This is a genomic window from Acidimicrobiia bacterium (genome assembly GCA_041393965.1).
Classification (GTDB): domain Bacteria; phylum Actinomycetota; class Acidimicrobiia; order Spongiisociales; family UBA5794; genus UBA5794.
The window spans coordinates 552,581-571,296 of record JAWKJB010000001.1 but is presented as its reverse complement, the minus strand read 5'-3'; the positions used below and the strand labels follow the sequence as shown (position 1 = coordinate 571,296).

Below are 18,716 nucleotides of genomic sequence, written 5' to 3'. Positions count from 1 at the left end.
TCACCCATGAGATTTCACATCTAAAGCGTTAGTTGTGATATTCTGCCTTGCGAATGCACGATGTTGTGAAATCGGACCCTCGAATATCACAACTAGAGCATGGGGTATGCATGAAGCCATGGACATAGACCGATTCCGCGACTCCCCTATAGGAACACTTGTTCCCATCACAGTCGAACAGCATGGGCGCAAGATCAGCCACCACGCCTTCCAACCGGACCCGCTCCCGAAGAGCATCGATCTCACACCCGACACATACTCAACGATCGAAGCGGCAGCGATGGAGCTCGGTCGGCTCGAAGGGGCATCTACCCAACTTGACAGGCCATATCTCCTCACACGCCCGATCATTCGCCGCGAGGCGGTGAGTACATCGGCCCTCGAGGGCACGTTCTCCACACTGGAGGACCTCTTTGCCTCGGAGATCGACGAGATCGAGCTGACGCAGCCGATTCAAGAGGTGGCGAACTACGTAGATGCTGCCGAGATGGGAGTTCGCGAGCTCGCCACTCGTCCCGTGTCCCGCAACCTGCTATGTGAGCTCCACGAGGTGCTGATGCGCGCGTCCGAGAACGAGTCGTCTTCGGGTCGCCTTAGATCGACACAGGTTGCTATCGGACCGCGTGGCTCCCTGATCACCGAGGCTCGATTCGTGCCTCCACCGCCTGGACCGGGTCTAGAGGAGCTGTTCTCAGATTGGGAGCGATGGAATTATGAAGAGGACGCGCTACCCCTTCTCGCCCGCATCGCTGTCAGTCACTATCAGTTCGAGACGATCCATCCATTCATCGACGGCAACGGCCGGATTGGGCGACTAGTCGCGATCCTCCTGCTGATCGACCGTGGACCGTTGTCCAACCACTACATGGTTCTCTCGCCATACCTGGAGCGACGTCGCGAGCGCTACGTAGAGCTTCTCGCCCAGACAACGGCGACAGGTGACTTCGATCCGTGGGTTCGATTCTTCTCGGAGGCGATCCGAGCTGAGGCGAGCGTCGCCCGTTCGCGCATCACCGCTCTGATCGAGTACCGGACCAACACCGTTGAGCGTGTTCGTCGAGCAGGCTTGAAGGGAACCATCATCACGATCACGGAGCAGCTGATCGAACGCCCCGTCCTCACCCCTTCTGCCATCGCAAAGCGCCTCAACGTGCGATATCAGACCGCGAATCGCGCAGTGTCAAAACTCGTCGAGGAAGGAATCCTCGAGGAGACCACCGGCCGTACGTACGGCCGAGTCTTCGTGGCGAGAGAGGTCCTGAGACTCTTGCGTCTCGGCGCTGACTGACTGATCTAGCGCTCCACGTCCGGCTCGATGAGATCCGTCTTCACCCAACAGCGGAGCTGCTGCCTGCTGATCGCAGCGAATCTCAGCGGCACGGTTGTCGGGAACGGCGGTGAGCAGATCGGCATCGGTCATGGCGCTCCTCGGTCTCCCGTCGGGGTGCCGGCCGCCAAGGACCGATCCGGGCTTTGGGACGGGGTAGGTCAGCCGAATTGAAGAAGGCTCGGCGGAACAAGATCCCGGTAGGCCTGCTGTTCGCGTCTCTGCAGCTCCGAGAACGCCGGACTCCCCGAGGGTCTGCGCATCCACGACCCCAGGCATACATGCACCAGTCTGTTGATCTCGGCTAGCGCCAACCCGAAGTCCGTTCAGGTGCATCTCGGCCACTCGTCGATCGCCGTCACGATGGACCGCCACAAGCACCTGTTCCCATCCGACAATGAGGCGCTGATCGGCCGCCTCGACGACGTCCGGAGCCGCGCCCTCGCGGCCCCACCGCGGCCCAGCCGCGGCCCAAGGGTCGTCGGTCTCGACCGGACATGAGAGAAGCCCTTGCGGCACGCCCGGAGGGACTCGAACCCCCAACCTTCTGATCCGTAGATCTCCAAGCCCTGTCCATGGGCGTCCACCCGGGTCCACAGATGCCGGAACGATGCGCTTTCGCGTCCACCGGCCTCCACAGCCGTCCGCAGCCATCCACAGAGAATGGCTCCCAACTTGGCTCCCATTGTCGGCGCCGTGGCAATGGCGGTACTGGAGCGCAGGTACTTGGCCCTCTTCGCTCCCTCCGACCCGGGTCTGCTCGCAACTCGCCCAGCCGTACGAGGAGACACTCGGCGAGGTGTCAGACCGACTGGGTACAGTACTTACGGAAGTGTCATTCGTCGGCAGGAAGGCAGGGCATTGGACCAACTCACAGTCGACCGACTCAAGAGCGAGGCCAAGGACTTTTGTACGCAGTTGACGGGTCGGGCGATCCCCGAGCTCTACGGAGCTACCGACGGCAAGGCGGTCGGAACCTACGTTGAGCATGCGTTCCGAGACCACTTGGCCCGCCAATACGACTTCGAGTTGGGTAGCTCTGCATCCGGCATCGACTTCCCATCGTTGAACGTTGATCTGAAGGTGACCTCCATCAAGCAACCGCAGTCCTCAAGCCCCTTCCTGGACGCTACGCAGAAGGTCTACGGACTCGGCTACCACCTCTTGGTCCTCGTGTACAAGAAGGAGGACGACCAGTCCGCTGAGGCCGCTCGCCTAGACATCCTCCATGCCTTGTTCATCGATGCGAGGCGGACGTCGGACTATCAGACGACAACAGGGATTCTCGGCATTCTCGACCGTGACGGCAACAACGACGATCTGACTGCCTTCTTCGAAGAACGCAACCTTCCATTGGACGAAATAGGCCGTCGCCAGCTTGCTGACCGCGTCCTGAACGAGGCGCCGAACCAGGGCTACCTCACTGTCTCGAATGCACTCCAATGGAGACTCCAGTACGGCCGGGCTATCGGCCTTGCCGCAGACGGAGAAGCAGAAGGCTTACAGGAGCTGCTGTCGTGAGTAGGGACCTTGGCGATTGGCAGACTCCTCCAGAGCTATCAGCGTCTGTGCTCAACTTGCTGGCGCGCCGAGGAATCAAGTGGTCACGTGTTCTCGAGCCCACATGCGGCACCGGAAGCTTCCTCATGGCAGCCCTCAGGGCGTACCCGGAGCCTGACGAGGTGATCGGAATCGACGTCCAGGCTCGCCATCTCGCCGAGGCGAGGGAGGCGTTAGGGAATCCGACTACACAAGTGCAGCTTCTGCAGCGCGACATCTTCAGTACCGATCTCGGGCGGGATCTCGACTGGCGTACAGACGGACCCATGCTGATTGTCGGTAATCCGCCGTGGGTCACCAACGCGGAACTTGGCTCGCTTGGGAGCAACAACCTGCCTCGGAAATCGAACGTCAAAGGCTTGACTGGGCTGGATGCCGTTACAGGCTCCGCGAATTTCGACATCGCGGAGTACATAACACTCAAGCTGATGAACGAGCTTTCCTCTGAACGGCCGACAATCGCGCTGCTTGTGAAAACGATCGTTGCTCGGAACGTTCTCAGGCACTCGAAAGAGATGGGGTGGCCCATCGAGAGCGCATGCATCTACCGCTTCAATGCTCACAGGGCATTCGGCGCGGCTGTAGATGCCTGCTTGCTGGTCATGGAGTGCGGCGGAAGCGATGTGATTCGGGAGATACCCGTCTACGCCTCGCTTGAAACCGACGAGCCATCACATGTCATGGGCTTCTCTAACGGAGATCTGGTGGCGGACATTCATTCATACCGACTGGCACGCCGCATGGATGGAGCGTCACCGCTCACTTGGAGGCAGGGTGTGAAGCACGACGCGGCTCCCGTGATGGAGTTGGAGAGCACACCGAGCGGGCTGCTGCAAAACAAACTCGGCGAGGTTGTGGACGTTGAGGCCGACTTCGTCTTTCCACTTGTGAAGGGCACACAACTCAATAGGGGTGACACTCACGACACGCCGCGATGGGTCATCGTGCCGCAACGACGGCTGAGCGACAACACACTGTGGCTCCAGCACAAGGCCCCCAAGCTATGGGACTACCTCACGAGCCACCGTGATGTGTTCGACGGACGACGATCCAGCATCTATCGCGGCAAGCCGCGATTCGTCATATTCGGTGTTGGCGACTACACGTTCACCGACTTCAAGATCGCCGTGTCTGGACTCCACAAGGAACCGCGGTTCCGACTGCTGGGACCAATCGCGGGCAAGCCGGTGGTACTGGACGACACGTGTTACATCCTGCCTTGCCACGACCGGGATCAGGCCGATCTGCTCTTGCAGATTCTCAACGGTCCTGATGTCAGGCATCTGCTCGAGGCACTGATGTTCCCCGATTCAAAGAGGCCGATCACGAAGCGTCTGCTTCAACGGATCGATCTCGGGGCTGCTCTCGATTGTGCGGGATATCTGACCGCGCGGCCCGATACCGTAGACCGCCTGAAAGAGCGGATACGTGTTCGAGACGAAACGGAGGCATCGCGTGGTCAATTGGCTCTTCACATGGACTGAGTGACCGGCGGGCCTTCGAGCAGGAGCCCAGGAGGCGGGGTCGTTCGCATGCTCGTTGTAAATAGCGGCGTGCAACGCCGTTCGCCACGAGCCGTCAGTCAGACCCCGGGCGACCGAGGACGGCCCGCTAGGGCCGCCCGCAGGCCGGCCTCTTGATTCTGTAGAGAAAGTCCTCACAGGCGGGGTCGCGCCTCGGCTCGATGTGCCGTACGGTGGGAGGCATGGAGCTGAGGACATGGGCGGAGGCTCACGCCGGAGGTCTATTGCGGCCACTGCGACGACGTTGGCGGCATGTGCAGGCGGTGGCCGAGGTGGCACGGGAGATGGCAAGCGGCTTGACGCCGGAGGACGCCGACGTTCTGGTGGCGGCGGCGTATCTCCATGACATCGGCTACGCGCCGGAGCTTGCCGTCACCGGATTCCATCCCCTCGATGGCGCTCGGCATCTGCGGGCGCTCGGACAAGAGCGTCTCGCTGGCTTGGTCGCTCACCACACACGATCGCTACACGAGGCTCGGTTTCAAGGTCTGGAGTCAGCGCTCGCCGACTTCGATGACGAGGACAGCCTCGTTTCGGCGACGCTGGCGTACTGCGACCTGACCACGGGACCGAGCGGACAGCGGATGACGCCGGAGCGGCGACTCATCGACATCGAGGCGCGCTATGACTCAGGGAGCCCGGTGACCCGAGGTCTACGGACGGCGTGGCCTGAGCTGATGGAGGCAGTCGAACGGGTGGAGGCGCTCGCACGAGTCGACGCTGGTGCGGTCGTCTCTCAGCCGAGGTAGGGCTCCGCTCGCTTCTCCAAGAAGTGCTCGATTCGCAGCCGGATCGAGGGGTGGATGTTCAAGTCCTTGAGATCGGCGGGGCTGAAGTAGCCGATTTCGCTGGTCTCGTCGCTCGCCGCCAGTTCACCGCCGACACGTCTGCACGTGAAGCAGACCGAGAACTGCTGGCGCACCTCGCCGTCGGAGTACTCGACGATGTGATTCGGGTTCGAGTAGATCCCGACCAGGGACACAACCTCGACCTCGAGTCCGGTCTCCTCTTTGACTTCTCGGATTGCCGTCTCAGCAATCGATTCGCCCGGCTTCATCGTGCCTCCGGGGATCGTCCAGAGCGAGTTGTCGGTGCGCTTCGCCAACAACAAGCGTCCTTCGTCATCGACGACCACTGCCGAGGCGGCCGGGACAAGCCTGGTCGGGCGAGGAGCGCCGGGGTCGTTGAAGTGGTCGATACGTGTCATGGTGTCGGGATCGGCTCTGAGACCCCCCAGACCCGCTCGAAGTGAGCCCGGAGGCCGTCGAACATGCCATCGTCGGCGAGACGCCGGATGTGGAGCAGGGGCGCGCGGTAGCCCTTCAGACCGTAGAGGTGGGGGGTCACGAGCATCTCATCGTCTCCTCGGAAGACCGAGTTGTACATCCTCGTCTGGTGAAACCGCAGATCGACGCCTTCCACCCCGAACAGCGGCTTGAAGTGGTCGATGGTGGTACGTATCCGATCGGAGAGAGTGCCGCCCAGGCATTCCTCGTCGTCGCGGTCGGCCACGTAGGGGGAGTCAGGGTTGGCGAGGGCAATGCGGATTCGGCATCCGGAATCCGCCTTGTCGATGAGCAGCCGGTCGAGCCGGGTGTGGTCTTCGGGTAGGAACTGCATGGCATAGCCCAGCAGGTCGATGCCGGTCTCTGCTGCCGCGAGCACCGTCCACCAACGCGACTTGGGAGCGTCGGCACGATGTGCCCATACGGCGGCGACCTCCTCGGTCACCTGACGATCCTCTGGGACCGAACCGTTCCGTGTCGTTGCCGGCCACAGGTCGGCCTCCGCGACATTGAGCACGTCCGCGACTCGCGTCTTCAGCCCAATCCGTCGCGGGACGACTCCCTTGTTGGTCCAGCGCCACACGGACTTCGGGTCGACGCCTACAGCCTCAGCCAGGCGGTCGGCCGATACACCGGCCTGCACCATCACCTCACGGAGTCGGTCGTTGCGCTCCACTCGAGCCTCCAAAGACCTAAGGGGCGCGCGGGAAACGCGATCGCGACGCGAACTCGCGTCTGCAGACGTCTCACATCCGCGGTTGTGCCGTCCACTGCACCTGGCGTATCTCGTCGGAAGGCACCGAACATGCGCCGGGAAGGAAGGTGGAGGTGAAACTCCCGATCGACACCGCGGGGATGACGTTCCTCGCGGCCGGACCACCCGAGCCGGTGCTCGACTTCGAGTCGAAGGCACCCAAGGTGGACGAGAGCGGCGCGCCACTGCACTCGGTGCAGGTGGTGGCGCTGAACGACGGCGGGGCCGAGGTGATCGCCGTCAAGGTGGCCGGTCAGCCGAAGGGTGTCACCCAAGGCAGCACGGTGAAGATCACCGGACTGGTGGCGACCCCGTGGACCATGGGCGACCGCAGCGGCGTCGCCTACCGGGCCGACCAGATCGAGCCAGCCCAGGCCGCCAGGTCCGGGTCGTAATCGAAGGTGGCCTCGATGACTCGCCCTCGTGTCACGTATCTCAGAGTTCGCGACCATGCGTAGCCAGGAAGAGGATGTGGCTGAGGAGATCATCGAGGCCTTCCTTCGCGCCCTGTGGGCATTCCGTGTCGAACTGGGTCTCGCTCTCATCGGTGCAGCGCTGTGGTTGGTAACCCGGCACTACAACGGCGAGACGGAAGCATGGATCGCGGATGCCGTCGCCGTGACCCTGGTGCTGGCGGTGCCGCCGATTCGCCGCCATGTCAGACGCCTCTTGCGCCACGCGCGGGTGCGACGACAGTGGGCTCGGGCCGTGCGTTCAGCCCGGATTGCATCCCTCGAGGACCGCGTGCCGACGGTGCGCAGACTGAGAGACATCCCGGCAGGGGAACGGTTCGATGTGCGGGTCCCGGCCGGAAGCAGCGTGCCGGAGCTCGAACGAGCCTCCGAGGTGATCGCCGCGGCCTTGCGTGTCCGTGACCTGCGCGTGCGTCGCCATCTCGGCAACGCCTCCCTCGCCGAGGTCGTGATCGCCCGCCGAGACCCACTCGCCGTGGGGCCTCCACTGCGCTGGCCACATACGGACTTGCCCCAGCCAAGCCTGTGGGAACCCATTCCGGTCGGTGTCGGTGAGAACGGCGAGATCGTGACGGTTCTCCTCCCGGAGCGAAACCTGCTGCTCGGGGGCGAGCCAGGAGCGGGTAAGTCGGTTGCCCTCTCGATGCTGGTCGCGACTGCTGCGCTCGATCCGACATGCCGGCTCTGGCTACTCGACGGGAAGCTCGTCGAACTCGCCATCTGGAGGCGGTGCGCATCGGGGAACGCCGGCGTCAGCTGCGCAGAGGCCATCGAGGTGCTGCACAGCTTGCAGGAGGAAATGGACCATCGGTATGCACGGCTCCTCAGCTCGGGACGACGCAAGGTGTCCCGCGGCGATGGGCTTGCTCTCCACATCGTGGTCATCGACGAGCTGGTCCACTACCTCACCGCTTCGGACCGGAAGGAGCGCTCCGAGTTCGCCGAAGTGCTCCGTGACCTCGTGTCGCGGGGCCGAGCAGCCGGGATCATCGTGCTGGCTGCCACCCAGAAGCCCTCCGCCGACGTCGTTCCGACCTCGATCCGCGACCTCTTCGGGTTCCGCTGGGCGATGCGCTGCTCGACGCCTCAAGCATCGGACACGATCCTCGGGTCCGGTTGGGCGTCGGCGGGCTACTCGGCCGCAGACGTCGACCCTGCAACGCGCGGTGTCGGCTACCTGCTCCACGAGGGAGGCATTCCACAGCGGATCCGCTCCTTCTACCTCGACGACTCTGATCTGGCGGCCCTTTCGAAACGGGCCGAGGCCCTCCGCGCCCACCCATCGATGCCCGAGGAGGCGTGACGTGTCGGCCGGGTCGTCAGGTCTCAACTCGCTCCTCAAGCGGGCAGCCGACCCGGAGTCGTTCGAGCGATGGCTCGAGCTGGCCCGGTCCACCGGCTGGTGCGAACACCCGGTCAGGCTCGCCGGCACCACGCACCAGATCGACCCTGCGACCGGTGAGCTCTACGCCAGCTACTCCACCGACATCGAACCCGACGGTCATCTTCTCAAGGCCTGTGGGACAAGGAGGGCGACGGTGTGTGAGCCGTGCTCAGCGAGGTATCGGGCGGACGCCTGGCACCTCATCGTCGCCGGGCTGCGCGGCGGGAAGGGGGTTCCGGAGGATGCCTCAACGCACCCAATCGTGTTCGTGACCTTCACGGCACCGAGCTTCGGGCCGGTTCACTCACTGCGGATGGGGGATGGCTCGGCCCGGAGGTGTCACCCGAATGGGCGCGAGCGATGCCGCCACGGACATTCGATCCGCTGCCGGGAGATCCACGAACCGGACGATGCTCGTCTCGGTGAGCCGCTCTGTGTCGACTGCTTCGACTACGAAGCGGCGATCCTATGGAACGCCCACGTCACTGAGCTGTGGCGTCGCACCACCATCGGCATCCGCCGCGAGTTGGCCAAGGAGATGGGCATCGGCAGCTCGCGGTTCGCCGATCACGCCCGGGTGTCGTACGCCAAGGTCGTCGAGTACCAGGATCGGGGACTCGTCCACATCCACGTCGTGGTCCGCCTCGACGGGCCGTCCGGACCGATCTGAGCCGCCCCCAGGCGAGCTCAGCATCGGCCACTTCGAGGCCGCGGTCGTCCGCACGACCCGGCGGGTCCAGGTCACCTATCCAACTACGCCGGGGATCAGCGGCACAGCTCGATGGGGCGAGCAGGTCGATGTCCGGAGAGTGGCCCTCGAGTCGACGTCTCCTCGCGCGGTGGCGGCGTATATCGCCAAGTACGCCACCAAGTCGACCGACGCCTTCGGTCGTCTCGACCATCGCCTCCACGAGTCGGACCTGGTGTCGCTCGATCTCCGACCACATCTGAAGCGCCTCGTGACCACGGCATGGGACCTCGGCGTTCGGCCCGAGCTCGAACATCTCAGACTCCGCCAATGGGCACACACCCTCGGGTTCAGAGGCCACTGGCTCACCAAGAGCCAGCGCTACTCGACCACACTTGGAGCCCTCCGCGCCGCCCGTGCCGAATGGGCGAGGACGCGCCGAGCTTCAGCCGATCGGCCCTCGGCGGCAACAGCTATCAAGGACTGGCGCTACCTCGGCCGTGGATGGGATAACCAGGGTGACGCCTGGCTGGCACGGACCGCGGCGGCCGAGGCTGCCGAGGCGCGGAAGCTGGCACGCGACGCGCGACTGGCCGAGAGAGGGCTTCGACGGTGAAGATGGACAAGCTCCTCCTCACCCCCGCCGAAGCCGCCCAGGTGCTTTCGATCAGCCGATCCAAGCTCTACGAGCTGATCGGCCAGGGTCGGCTCGACACCGTGCTCATCGACAGCTGCCGACGTGTCCCGAAGCAGGCGCTCGACAAGTTCGTCGGCCATCTTCAACACCAGGAGGCCAAACGTGAGAGGTGAGCCGCAGAGTCTTCTCGGGACAGGCGCATGTCCAATGCGAGATAACACTTTACACGGTCAAGAGTTAGCGCGTATGCTCCCCTCCATGACCGATCATCTCGTCGGACTCAGCGAGATCGCCTCGATGCTGGGACTCACCCGCCAGCGAGCCAGTCAGCTCGTCCGGGACTACCAGGACTTCCCGCCACCCGTCGCTGAGCTCGCAGCCGGTCGGGTCTGGGAGACGGCAGCCGTGGAGACCTGGGAGAAGGCTCATCCCGAGAGGCCGCCCGGTCGGCGGGTGAAGGAAACGGGATCGTGACGAGGAACCGGCGAGGCTGGGGCGAGGATTCGGTATACCAGGATGGCGATCGGTGGCGGGGAGCAATCTCGCTTGGCCGAACACCTGATGGTCGCCGCCGCCGAGTCAAGGTCTCCGGCAGTACGAAGGCCGAGGTCATCGCCAAGCTGAAGAAAGCGCGCCGCGCCCTCGACGCCGGAGTGGAGAACCCGACCAGTCGCCTCACCGTCGGTGCGTACCTGGATCGATGGATCGAAGGCGTGCCGGCACGAGTCGAACAGTCCACCGCAGCCGACTACGCCGACACCGTTCGCCTCCACCTCAAGCCGGCCCTCGGCTCGAAGATGCTGACCAAGCTGTCCGTCTCCGAACTGAACGCCCTCTGGGCTGCGAAGCGGAAGGCCGGGTACAGCGCCAACAGCATCCGCATCATGCGCACCGTGCTCCGATCGGCGCTCCACCAGGCCGAACGGGAGGGCCTTCTCGTTCGCAATGTGGCCGCGCTGTCAGATCCACCCCAGCTCGACCCACCTGACGGACGATCTCTCACCCTCGCCGAGGCGAAGAGCCTGCTGGGTGCAGCGAAGGGCGACCGTCTCGAATCGCTCTACGCGGTCACATTGACATACGGTCTCCGGCGTGGTGAAGCCCTCGGTATCTCGTGGACCGATGTGGACTTCGAGGCCGGTTCGCTGCACGTGCGACATCAGCTGCGGAGGGAGTGACTCTCGCCGGAGGAGGCGCAGCGGGCGGGCAGGCGAACTCAGCTCGTCCTGCGTCGACTGAAGACCAAGCGATCGCGACGAACGCTCCACATCACACCGGCGCTCGACAGTCTCCTCCGAGCCCATCGAGTACGGCAGGCACAGGAGCGACTCGCCGCAGGACCGGAGTGGGCAGACTCGGATCTCGTCTTCACTACAAAGAAGGGCACGCCCGTCGATCCAGACAACTTCGCCCACTACTTCCACCGCCTCTGTGCCCGCGCCGAGCTCGGACACTGGACCCCGCATGAGCTCAGGCACTCCGCAGCCTCGATCATGCTCGCCCAGGGCACACCGCTGTGGGTCGTCTCCGAGGTGCTCGGGCACGCCTCGCTGGCTCTTACCAAGGACGTTTACGGGCACCTCCTCGGCGAGGAGAAGAAGGGGGCGACGGAGGCGATAACGGACGTGCTGTTCGGCTAACGCGACGCCTCAGCTGCGGCCCGGGCTCAAGGTAGCGACCACATCCTCGAAAAGGGACCTGTCTTGCCCCAGTCCATGAGCAACACCTCGCCGACCGCATTGGTCCAAGAACCAACCAGGACGGCCACCTCCACGGGCGCGGCCAGGAAGAGGTCGGCCCGGTCAATGTCGGATCGATCCGCCAGCGTCACGAGCGTCGCACCGATCTGGTGCGCCCAGGAGTCCGCTGTGTCGGATCCATCGACGGCACTGCGCGAAGGGCCTCCCACCGGCTTGAGTGTCAATCGGTGTCTATACCGGTTGCCCTGCCTGACAAACGCCAGCACTCCCGCCTCCACATCCCGACTGATGGAGGCCTCGAGAGACGCCACTCGCGCCTGGACTGGCCCCTTCAGAGCCTCCTCACGTATCAGATCGTTCTCACTCATGTGAACTGCGCATGCAACCCAGTCATCCCCATCCCGACGGTGGAGCCGGATGGTGCACCCAGTCGGTCGGGCGAAGGCATGGCCCAATGCGACAGCGAGCGGCAGATGTGCTTTGACGGCGAGCGTCACCTCGCAGGGGTTTCGCGCAGCACGCCCGGAGGGACTCGAACCCCCAACCTTCTGATCCGTAGTCAGACGCTCTATCCAAATTGAGCTACGGGCGCCGGTGAACCCATACGGTAACGGTCAACCGCCACAGAAGACAATCGTTTCGAGCGCCATGTGCCACAGAGAACCTTGAGCCAGGGTTTCACATTCCGCTCCGTCGGGTAGACCGAACCATGAACGCTGCACTTCACCAACGCGAACCACTCCGTATGCCCCTTCGCCCCGTGATGCTCATCGTCGGCGCCATTCTGGCCCTGGTCGGGCTGACCGCCTGCACCACCGTTGGTGACACCGAGATCGACGCGGACGATAGCGGTCAACTCCCATCTTGGATCGACGAGGTACGACCCGCCCCAGGTGCCGACATCAGTGCCGCTGACGGTGTCGCGGTGCACTACCGGCTCACCGATCCCGACCACGACGTACGGCTCTTGATCGACGGCGTCGATGTCACGGCCAACAGCGTGGACGCGGCCGGTCTCCTCCGTTACACCGACGACGGTGTCGCGATCGTGATTCTCGGTGTCGGAGAGCACACCGCAGAAGCCCAACTCGTGACACACGAAACAGCAGGGGTCGATGCTGTCATCACCGACTCGTACCTCTGGACCTTCCGAGTCACATGATCGCGATTCAGCCGCGCGCCGACGGCGGGAGCCTCGCGCTCGGGTTCGGAGCCATCGGGCTCTTGATGTCAATCGTCGTCGCCGTCGCGGCCTGGCTCCTCGTCGATGCAGCCATCGACACTATGGCTGAGTCGCTGGATGTGACGGCCGATGTGCTCGTCACGGTGGACGACAGCATCGTTGTCATGTCCGATACCCTCGACCGCTCCCTTGCAACGCTCGATGAGATCGTTCTCCTCTCGGAAGATGTGCGGAACACGATCAAGACGACATCGTCGATTCTCATCTCCGCAGATGTGACAATTTCACAAACCGTGCCGTCCGGCATCGACGCGATCCGAGCGCCTCTTCCCGAACTGCGCTCTGCCCTCGCGAGGGTGGAACAGGTTCTCGGCTCGCTGTCGTTCGTAGGCATCGACTTCACACCTGAGCCGGGCATGACGGAGTCGCTTGATCGGATCGATGACGAGCTCGCGGATCTTGCGGCACAGTTGACGGATCCCGACCTTCGGCTCACTCAACTCGAGCCTGAGCTTGCCGAGATCACGCACCGGCTCGAAGAAGTTGAGACACGCATCGAATCCCTGCGTATCGAAGCGGAAGAAGGCGACAGCTTGTTCGAGGCCTACGAGGACTCCGCATCACGAGCAAGCCTCGTCGTGGAGGACAGCAGACGGGCGATGGATGATCGACGGACGCTTGCAAGGGCGCTGGCTGTTGCGGTCGGGCTCGCCCTCGCGCTCGCTAACGCAGGTGTCGTCCTTTCCAACCGGTAGGGTGCTCGCGGGGGACTCGTGGTGGCTCACCGGTCACTCAAGCACATGTCTGGATCAGCTGACAGACCTGCGTGTCACCCTTCGTAGCCGCTGGCTCTGATCGCTCGACCCTGCTTGTCGGCCTTGGCCTTTGCAGCCTCGCGACTCTTCTGATTGCCCGACTCGTAGTGGTACTTCTTTCCGGAGTCCCCCCACTGGTAATAGGGGCCGTCCTTGTCCTTGCCGCGATGGACCGGCATATCCGACTCCTTTCCGTTCGGAGCGTGTCATGGCGTCAAAGAAGCCCGAGGAACTCGATTCCTGCGCCGGCATGATCCGGTTCAGGTTCAACGGATATCCTCGCTCGTTTACGAGGTCTCAGCCGGGAGATCCCGACTCTCCGAAAGCCCCTCGGGCTTCAACTGATGTCATACCCGCAATCGAGGAGGCCCAAACATGGCTTCTCGGGTATTTGGAGTCTCTTGCTTCTTCTGCGCGACAGAACCCGCCGACGAAATGGCGGGTCCTGTGTCTTGGAACGATCTACCAGTAGTGGCCTCTCGGGCCAACCTGGCGACCCATTGCACCGAGAAGCCACAATATGACACCGACGACGGCGAGCACCGCACCGATGGTGTAGAGGATGCCAATGTTCAACAGTATTCCTAAGACAATGAGAATGACCCCAAGGACGATCATGCGTGTCTCCTTTCATCGATGATCCCCAATGCTCTACCCTCTCGGCCCCGCGTCCAAACAACCATCGGCGCTTGCGGGTCGATGCCTGACTGAGCCGGGAGCCCGGGGATGGGTGAGTACTGCCGAGATCCGATCCAATGATGAGACACATCCTGGGATGCCGATGCCGCCGAGCAGGTGGAAGCCATCCGTCGGATGCGCGAGCTGCTGGCACCGGTCGAACCTGAGATCGTCATCTGGAGCTTCCTGTGGGACCCACTCGCCGTGGTCCCTTTCGACACGATGGGTCTTTTCGACGCCGGGACTGATCCGTCGTCTCCGGCTTGGGACGCCTGGCGCAACCCGCAACCGCCCTGACCCCTTCGCTACCCGCGACCTGTCAACCTGCCAGGACCTCGCCCAGCGACGGCCAGATCACACGGCGGTCCAGCGGATCGCTCGCAGCGTGACGCGGACCGAACCGGACTCCGAGGTGAGCTCAACACCCGCGAACAGGTCCTGGAGGCTGACGGTTCCTCGCAACTCGACCTGTTTGATCGACGCGCCTGCCGAGCAGGGTATGTCAGGGTCCCCGAAGTCGGGTGCTCCGCCCCGATTGATATCGACCACGATGGCCACATCGTTCATCGTCGAACCCACATAGGGCACATGGATGCCCGGCCGAATCCCGTCGTCGGCGTTGGTGATCGACAACGGTCCGGCCGACGGCAGACCGCACGCCCAGGAAACGCCGCCGCATGCACGGGAGAAGACGGACCAGCCGCTCGCTCCGACTTCGGATTGCACCCCGGGCAGTCGCAGCCAATCCACCTCGGTCGAACCAGGGAAGAGGAACCGGCGGGGCGCGTCCGTTCCTGCCAAATCCGGAGTGATCGAAAGGGGGCTCATCCGCAGATGGTGCCAGAACCCGTCCGATGGCGGCGTGACCTCGAGCGTACCGACCATCTCGAGCCGCAGCGCGGGGGTGAGAGCATCGAAGGTGTTGGTCGTCCAGTCTCTCGTCGCAGGATCGAGCAGTCTCGTCGGGCGACCCGCAGCATCTGCTCCGTTCACGACGATTCGGTAGCTCTCGAACAGGCACAGGTCGTGGAAGGTGAAGCTGTGGGTCGTGGCGGGCTCATCAGCGCGGTAGGAGCTCGGCAGACCAACGAAGCAGGCGTCGCCACCTTCAGCGTCCGAGACGATGTCCATGGACAGCGTCACCGGCCGGTCGGCCCTCACCGTCACATCGAGCTTCGCGCTCGCCGGGGCCCCCGTTGTACCATCGCGAACGACCGATGCGGTGGATGACGCGTCGATTCTGGGGTCCTCCGGTACCGGTGGGGGTGTATCCGTGAACCCCTCCGTGTTGCCGATGCTCCAGCGGGTGGCGCCGTTCCCCGGGGTGGCGTCAAAGGAGATCTCGATCAAGGCGTTCCCGGCACTTCGCATCGGGATCTCGTCGTCGCATCCAGAACCCCACCCTGATCCGCACAGTCTCCGTACGGTGGGCACATCCGGCAGCGGAACCAGCGCGATCTCGCTCGAACGGGCGGGACAGGGGGCAGTGACACACGACAGGTTGACCCGGAGACGGTTTCGTCGCTCGAGGCTCCCTCTGCTGACCTCATTGGCGATGGTCGAGATCGGGATGCCGTTGAGGTTCCAGTCGGTGAGCTGTGTCGAACGCTCGCACAGCACGACTGACGGGTCCAGCCGCCGTTCCGACTCGAACCGTCCCTCGAACGCCATGTAGTGGCCGGAACAGTCAAGGTCCCACATGGCCGCCTGTGCACCCTCCACCTCACCGAACAAGTTGACGAATCCGTGCAGCCGGATCGTTGGTCGATACGCTTCGGGCGTCGAGACATACGCAGCTTCTGCCTCCTCGACAGCGACAGGCTCGAAGCTCGGACCGCCGACGGACAGCCAGTACACGCAGACGAGGTAGTCCGTTCCCTCGGTGAGATGCATCTGGGTGAGCACGCTGCGGGAATGCTCTCGGAAATAGGGATACTCGGGATCGGTAAGGACATCGCGAGGGATCTCGTCGTCGGCGATCAGGCGCCCATCGAGCCTGCCTTCTTCCCTCAATCGGAGGCTCGCTGGGTCGCCTCCGGTGTCACACGATTCCGTGCCGTCGCGTTCGTAGGCGGCGACCTGGAGGACCTGATCCGGCTTTCGGGTCGCAGCCACATAGAGCCGATCGATGCCGTATCCGACGAGGGAGACGGGTCGACGTCGGAGGACGCGCACGGCACCGTCGGCATCGGGGACACGGAACCGCATCGGGCTCCTCGTGTACACGATCGTTGGGTCGTACTTGTCGGTGAAGATGAACCGTGCGATGTAATCGCCGGGGGCAAGATCGGAAATCTGCCTGCAGTGGTGGATCCAGTAGCGGGGATCGTCATAGCCTGCGGCTTCGTCCTCGACCCATGCCACCCACGGGGCTTCCGCCGCGGTGGGTGTCATTACCTCGAAGGACTCGATCGGAAGGTCGGGGTGGAATGCGCCCCAACTCGTGAGCCCGTCAGGTGGTGGGGGAAGCAGGTGGGGACTCGTCGGGTGGTATTCGACCCGCGTAGTTGCCGGCCGGTTCGTTGTGATTCCGAGTTGCACGGTGCCGGCCGTGGGAGAGACGGGGGGGCATTCCGGGTAACCGTTGTATGGGGCGGCTCCGGGAGGTGAAGGCTGAAAGACTCCCAGCCCGACAAGGTCGGGGAGTGACCTGATCGCAAGGACGGTTCCGCCCACCCCTTCGGGGCACGACGCCGGGGTTGGGTCCTCCGCACAGCCGTCCTCCATGTGGGTGTCGGCTGGATCGGTGTCACCGGGGGGATGCATCGGGATCCCGCCACCGTCCGGCTCATCGACCGGGCCTCCTGCGGGGTCCCCAGGAGCTGCGGGGTCCGTCGGATCAGGCGGAGTTCCCGAACCCGCGGAGGCAGAACCGGGCGACCCGTCGTGCGCCGGCACGACGGGCTGGGCCACCATGTCGCCTTGTTCGAGGACGACGCCGAGCTCGCTTGCTGCGGTTCGGCTCGCGTCGTCGATCGCCGCCAGCTCGAGACCCGCTTCCCACGGATGGTCCCCAAAGACAGGGGTCGGAACCACGACGAGCTCGTATTCCCCGAACTCCGGAAGGGCCGCGGGAGGTAGAGCGGTTTCGCTTGTGAGGGTGGTCGCGATCCAGAAGGCGAGCGCACCCGCCGCGATCATCGACACCAAGGTGGCTGCGACGGTGACGAGTCGGCGGCTCATATGAAGCATGTCCCGACTTCGGTGACGGTGACCTCGACCTGTGCCGCCGCGGTGTTCCCGACAGCGTCCTTGGCCGTGATCGTGATCGTGACCTGATGCTCAAAACCGGGCTCCCATGGAAACGGGTCCCACGTGTCAGCCTCGTACGGACCGAAGACCGTGGTGCGGGTGACGCCGCCAGCCATAGGCACCGTCTGGGTCCCTGACGGGTCGGTCCACGATGCGGTCACGGATGCGACGGCCACATTGTCGGTGACGGTCGCCGAAATGATCGACTCACGGGGTGTGTTGGGTGGGCAGCTGATGAAGTCCGTGTCCTCTTCCCAGATGACTTCCGGGACCGCGGATGTGTTGCTGATCCGGGGAGCGGTCGTATCGGGCACCGTCGTCGTCGGAGCTGGCACGGTCGTCGTCGGAGCCGGCACGGTCGTCGTCGGAGCCGGAATCGTGGTCGTGTCCGGGATCGTCGTAGTGGTCTCCGGGACGGTGCTCGGCGGGGCCGTGGTGGGAGGCGGCGAGCCGACGACGAGGATGCCGTGATCGTCGCAGTCGCGCTCGGGGAGATGCGCCACATCCGAGTCTTCAACAACATGGCTGGCCCGGATGAACACCGCCTGCCCGGAACCGCGCACATTGCGCACTGATAGCCACGACCCATCCGCCGTGCGGCCCGTGATGAAAATCCGGTCGCCACGGTGGAGCGTGCCGACCTGACCATCTCCAGGGCAGGCGTAGACCGCAACACCGTCAAGACCGACCACCGCCGGTGCAGGTGCACCACCGCGGGCGGACAGGCCGAGGACCGCACCGAGGATCGCAGCCGCTACCACACCGATGGCGATCCACATGCCGGCACCGCCGAGCCCGGGACCGGGGGCGGGCCTCGAAGCAGCCTTGATGATCTCGTCGGCAAGCCCGTCCCGAGGTTTCGCCGGCGGGAACGCGTCGTGGATGGCTTCGCGCAAGCGGTCGTCGAGGTTCATGGTCGTGCCTCCAAACCGAGGGCTTCACCGAGCGTTGCTCGCGCACGGTGGAGTTGGGTCTTGACCGTTCCGCCCGAGATCCCCATCGATGCAGCGATATCGGCGACCGACGCGTCCAGGTAGCAGAAGAGCATGACGATCTCTCGTTGACGATCCGGAAGGTCAGCGATCGCCTTGCGAACATCGGTCGCAACAGCAACCCCTTCGAGGCCCCCATCGGCGGGTTGAGAGGTTCGTGGCGAGACACGGCGTTCGGTGAGTTGGCGGCGCTGCACCCGGCGCACCTCGTTGGTTGCAACAACCGTCACCCACGCAGCGAGATTGTCAGGGTGGTGACCATCGCGAAGCACCTTGACCAGCGCCTCTTGCACCGCGTCTTCGGCGCCGTCGGATCGTCCCGTCGCGGCTCGGACAGCAGACACGACCTTGCCGTACTCGGTGTCGACGAAGGCCCGAATCCGTTCCTCCATGGCGAGACCTCCGATCCGCTCCAACCGTACGCGCCCGAATGCGGGATGGCAATGCGCCGTGATGGTCATACC

At 64.0% G+C, this 18,716-nt stretch carries 22 protein-coding genes, 1 tRNA gene and 1 riboswitch; of the genes, 14 read left to right on the top strand and 9 right to left on the bottom strand.

Annotated elements, in window-relative coordinates:
* Nucleotides 1–118: 118 nt before the first annotated feature.
* The 4 genes from R2823_03040 to R2823_03025 all read left to right on the top strand — a co-directional run bounded on the left by R2823_03040 (nt 119) and on the right by R2823_03025 (nt 5,159).
* Nucleotides 119–1,288 carry a Fic/DOC family N-terminal domain-containing protein gene (locus R2823_03040; GenBank protein MEZ5175162.1) on the top strand — a complete coding sequence of 390 codons (1,170 nt, stop codon included), beginning with the start codon at nt 119–121 and terminating at the stop codon, nt 1,286–1,288.
* Between the two features lie 900 nt (nt 1,289–2,188).
* Complete coding sequence (locus tag R2823_03035; GenBank protein MEZ5175161.1) at nt 2,189–2,848, top strand: restriction endonuclease; 660 nt, start codon at nt 2,189–2,191, stop codon at nt 2,846–2,848.
* Complete coding sequence (locus tag R2823_03030; protein MEZ5175160.1) at nt 2,770–4,371, top strand: methyltransferase domain-containing protein; 1,602 nt, start codon at nt 2,770–2,772, stop codon at nt 4,369–4,371. Before R2823_03035 ends, R2823_03030 begins: the two co-directional genes overlap by 79 nt.
* Before the next feature lie 200 nt (nt 4,372–4,571).
* Nucleotides 4,572–5,159, top strand: coding sequence for an HD domain-containing protein (locus tag R2823_03025; GenBank protein MEZ5175159.1), 588 nt, complete (start codon nt 4,572–4,574; stop codon nt 5,157–5,159).
* Here the strand turns inward: R2823_03025 and R2823_03020 are convergent.
* Both R2823_03020 and R2823_03015 read right to left on the bottom strand, forming a co-directional pair.
* Entirely contained in the window at nt 5,147–5,617 is a 471-nt protein-coding gene (locus tag R2823_03020) for an NUDIX domain-containing protein (GenBank protein MEZ5175158.1), read from the bottom strand. The two genes, R2823_03025 and R2823_03020, sit on opposite strands and share 13 nt — an antisense overlap.
* Nucleotides 5,614–6,372 (bottom strand): XRE family transcriptional regulator, encoded by a 759-nt coding sequence (locus R2823_03015; GenBank protein MEZ5175157.1) that lies wholly within the window; start codon nt 6,370–6,372, stop codon nt 5,614–5,616. The genes R2823_03020 and R2823_03015 overlap by 4 nt, the downstream gene beginning before the upstream one ends.
* Before the next feature lie 152 nt (nt 6,373–6,524).
* On the opposite strand from R2823_03015, the gene R2823_03010 reads away from it, so the two are divergent.
* From R2823_03010 to R2823_02975, 8 genes are all read left to right on the top strand, one after another.
* Complete coding sequence (locus R2823_03010) at nt 6,525–6,845, top strand: hypothetical protein (GenBank protein ID MEZ5175156.1); 321 nt, start codon at nt 6,525–6,527, stop codon at nt 6,843–6,845.
* A gap of 55 nt (nt 6,846–6,900) precedes the next feature.
* Nucleotides 6,901–8,226 (top strand): FtsK/SpoIIIE domain-containing protein, encoded by a 1,326-nt coding sequence (locus R2823_03005; GenBank protein MEZ5175155.1) that lies wholly within the window; start codon nt 6,901–6,903, stop codon nt 8,224–8,226.
* 1 nt (nt 8,227) lies between these two features.
* Nucleotides 8,228–8,977, top strand: a complete 750-nt coding sequence (locus tag R2823_03000; protein MEZ5175154.1) for a replication initiator — start codon at nt 8,228–8,230, stop codon at nt 8,975–8,977.
* Complete coding sequence (locus tag R2823_02995) at nt 8,874–9,611, top strand: replication initiator (GenBank protein MEZ5175153.1); 738 nt, start codon at nt 8,874–8,876, stop codon at nt 9,609–9,611. The genes R2823_03000 and R2823_02995 overlap by 104 nt, the downstream gene beginning before the upstream one ends.
* A 2-nt stretch (nt 9,612–9,613) precedes the next feature.
* Nucleotides 9,614–9,805 (top strand): helix-turn-helix domain-containing protein, encoded by a 192-nt coding sequence (locus R2823_02990; protein ID MEZ5175152.1) that lies wholly within the window; start codon nt 9,614–9,616, stop codon nt 9,803–9,805.
* Nucleotides 9,806–9,890: 85 nt separating this feature from the next.
* The gene (locus R2823_02985) at nt 9,891–10,106 is read left to right on the top strand and encodes a DNA-binding protein (protein MEZ5175151.1); all 216 of its coding nucleotides are present in this window, start codon (nt 9,891–9,893) and stop codon (nt 10,104–10,106) included.
* Nucleotides 10,103–10,810 carry a hypothetical protein gene (locus R2823_02980; protein MEZ5175150.1) on the top strand — a complete coding sequence of 236 codons (708 nt, stop codon included), beginning with the start codon at nt 10,103–10,105 and terminating at the stop codon, nt 10,808–10,810. Before R2823_02985 ends, R2823_02980 begins: the two co-directional genes overlap by 4 nt.
* A gap of 48 nt (nt 10,811–10,858) precedes the next feature.
* A complete protein-coding gene (locus tag R2823_02975) occupies nt 10,859–11,272 on the top strand; it encodes a tyrosine-type recombinase/integrase (GenBank protein MEZ5175149.1) in 414 nt (137 codons plus the stop codon).
* A gap of 26 nt (nt 11,273–11,298) precedes the next feature.
* Here the strand turns inward: R2823_02975 and R2823_02970 are convergent, their stop codons facing one another.
* A complete protein-coding gene (locus tag R2823_02970) occupies nt 11,299–11,829 on the bottom strand; it encodes an SAVED domain-containing protein (GenBank protein ID MEZ5175148.1) in 531 nt (176 codons plus the stop codon).
* Nucleotides 11,830–11,849: 20 nt separating this feature from the next.
* Nucleotides 11,850–11,924: transfer RNA gene (locus R2823_02965), tRNA-Arg, on the bottom strand.
* Between the two features lie 117 nt (nt 11,925–12,041).
* Between R2823_02965 and R2823_02960 the strand changes: the two genes are divergently transcribed.
* A complete protein-coding gene (locus R2823_02960; protein MEZ5175147.1) occupies nt 12,042–12,494 on the top strand; it encodes a hypothetical protein in 453 nt (150 codons plus the stop codon).
* Nucleotides 12,491–13,270: a hypothetical protein gene (locus R2823_02955; GenBank protein MEZ5175146.1), complete on the top strand. Its 780-nt coding sequence runs from the start codon at nt 12,491–12,493 to the stop codon at nt 13,268–13,270. Before R2823_02960 ends, R2823_02955 begins: the two co-directional genes overlap by 4 nt.
* Before the next feature lie 74 nt (nt 13,271–13,344).
* Here the strand turns inward: R2823_02955 and R2823_02950 are convergent, their stop codons facing one another.
* The 5 genes from R2823_02950 to R2823_02930 form a co-directional block, all read right to left on the bottom strand.
* On the bottom strand, nt 13,345–13,509 hold the full coding sequence (locus tag R2823_02950) for a hypothetical protein (protein MEZ5175145.1): 165 nt from the start codon (nt 13,507–13,509) through the stop codon (nt 13,345–13,347).
* Between the two features lie 40 nt (nt 13,510–13,549).
* Nucleotides 13,550–13,662: riboswitch (TPP riboswitch) on the bottom strand.
* Between the two features lie 130 nt (nt 13,663–13,792).
* A complete protein-coding gene (locus R2823_02945) occupies nt 13,793–13,948 on the bottom strand; it encodes a DUF6131 family protein (GenBank protein ID MEZ5175144.1) in 156 nt (51 codons plus the stop codon).
* A 414-nt stretch (nt 13,949–14,362) separates the two neighbouring features.
* Entirely contained in the window at nt 14,363–17,191 is a 2,829-nt protein-coding gene (locus R2823_02940; protein MEZ5175143.1) for a hypothetical protein, read from the bottom strand.
* Entirely contained in the window at nt 17,188–18,174 is a 987-nt protein-coding gene (locus R2823_02935; protein MEZ5175142.1) for a hypothetical protein, read from the bottom strand. Before R2823_02935 ends, R2823_02940 begins: the two co-directional genes overlap by 4 nt.
* Nucleotides 18,171–18,713, bottom strand: a complete 543-nt coding sequence (locus tag R2823_02930; GenBank protein ID MEZ5175141.1) for a sigma-70 family RNA polymerase sigma factor — start codon at nt 18,711–18,713, stop codon at nt 18,171–18,173. Before R2823_02930 ends, R2823_02935 begins: the two co-directional genes overlap by 4 nt.
* Nucleotides 18,714–18,716: the final 3 nt, after the last annotated feature.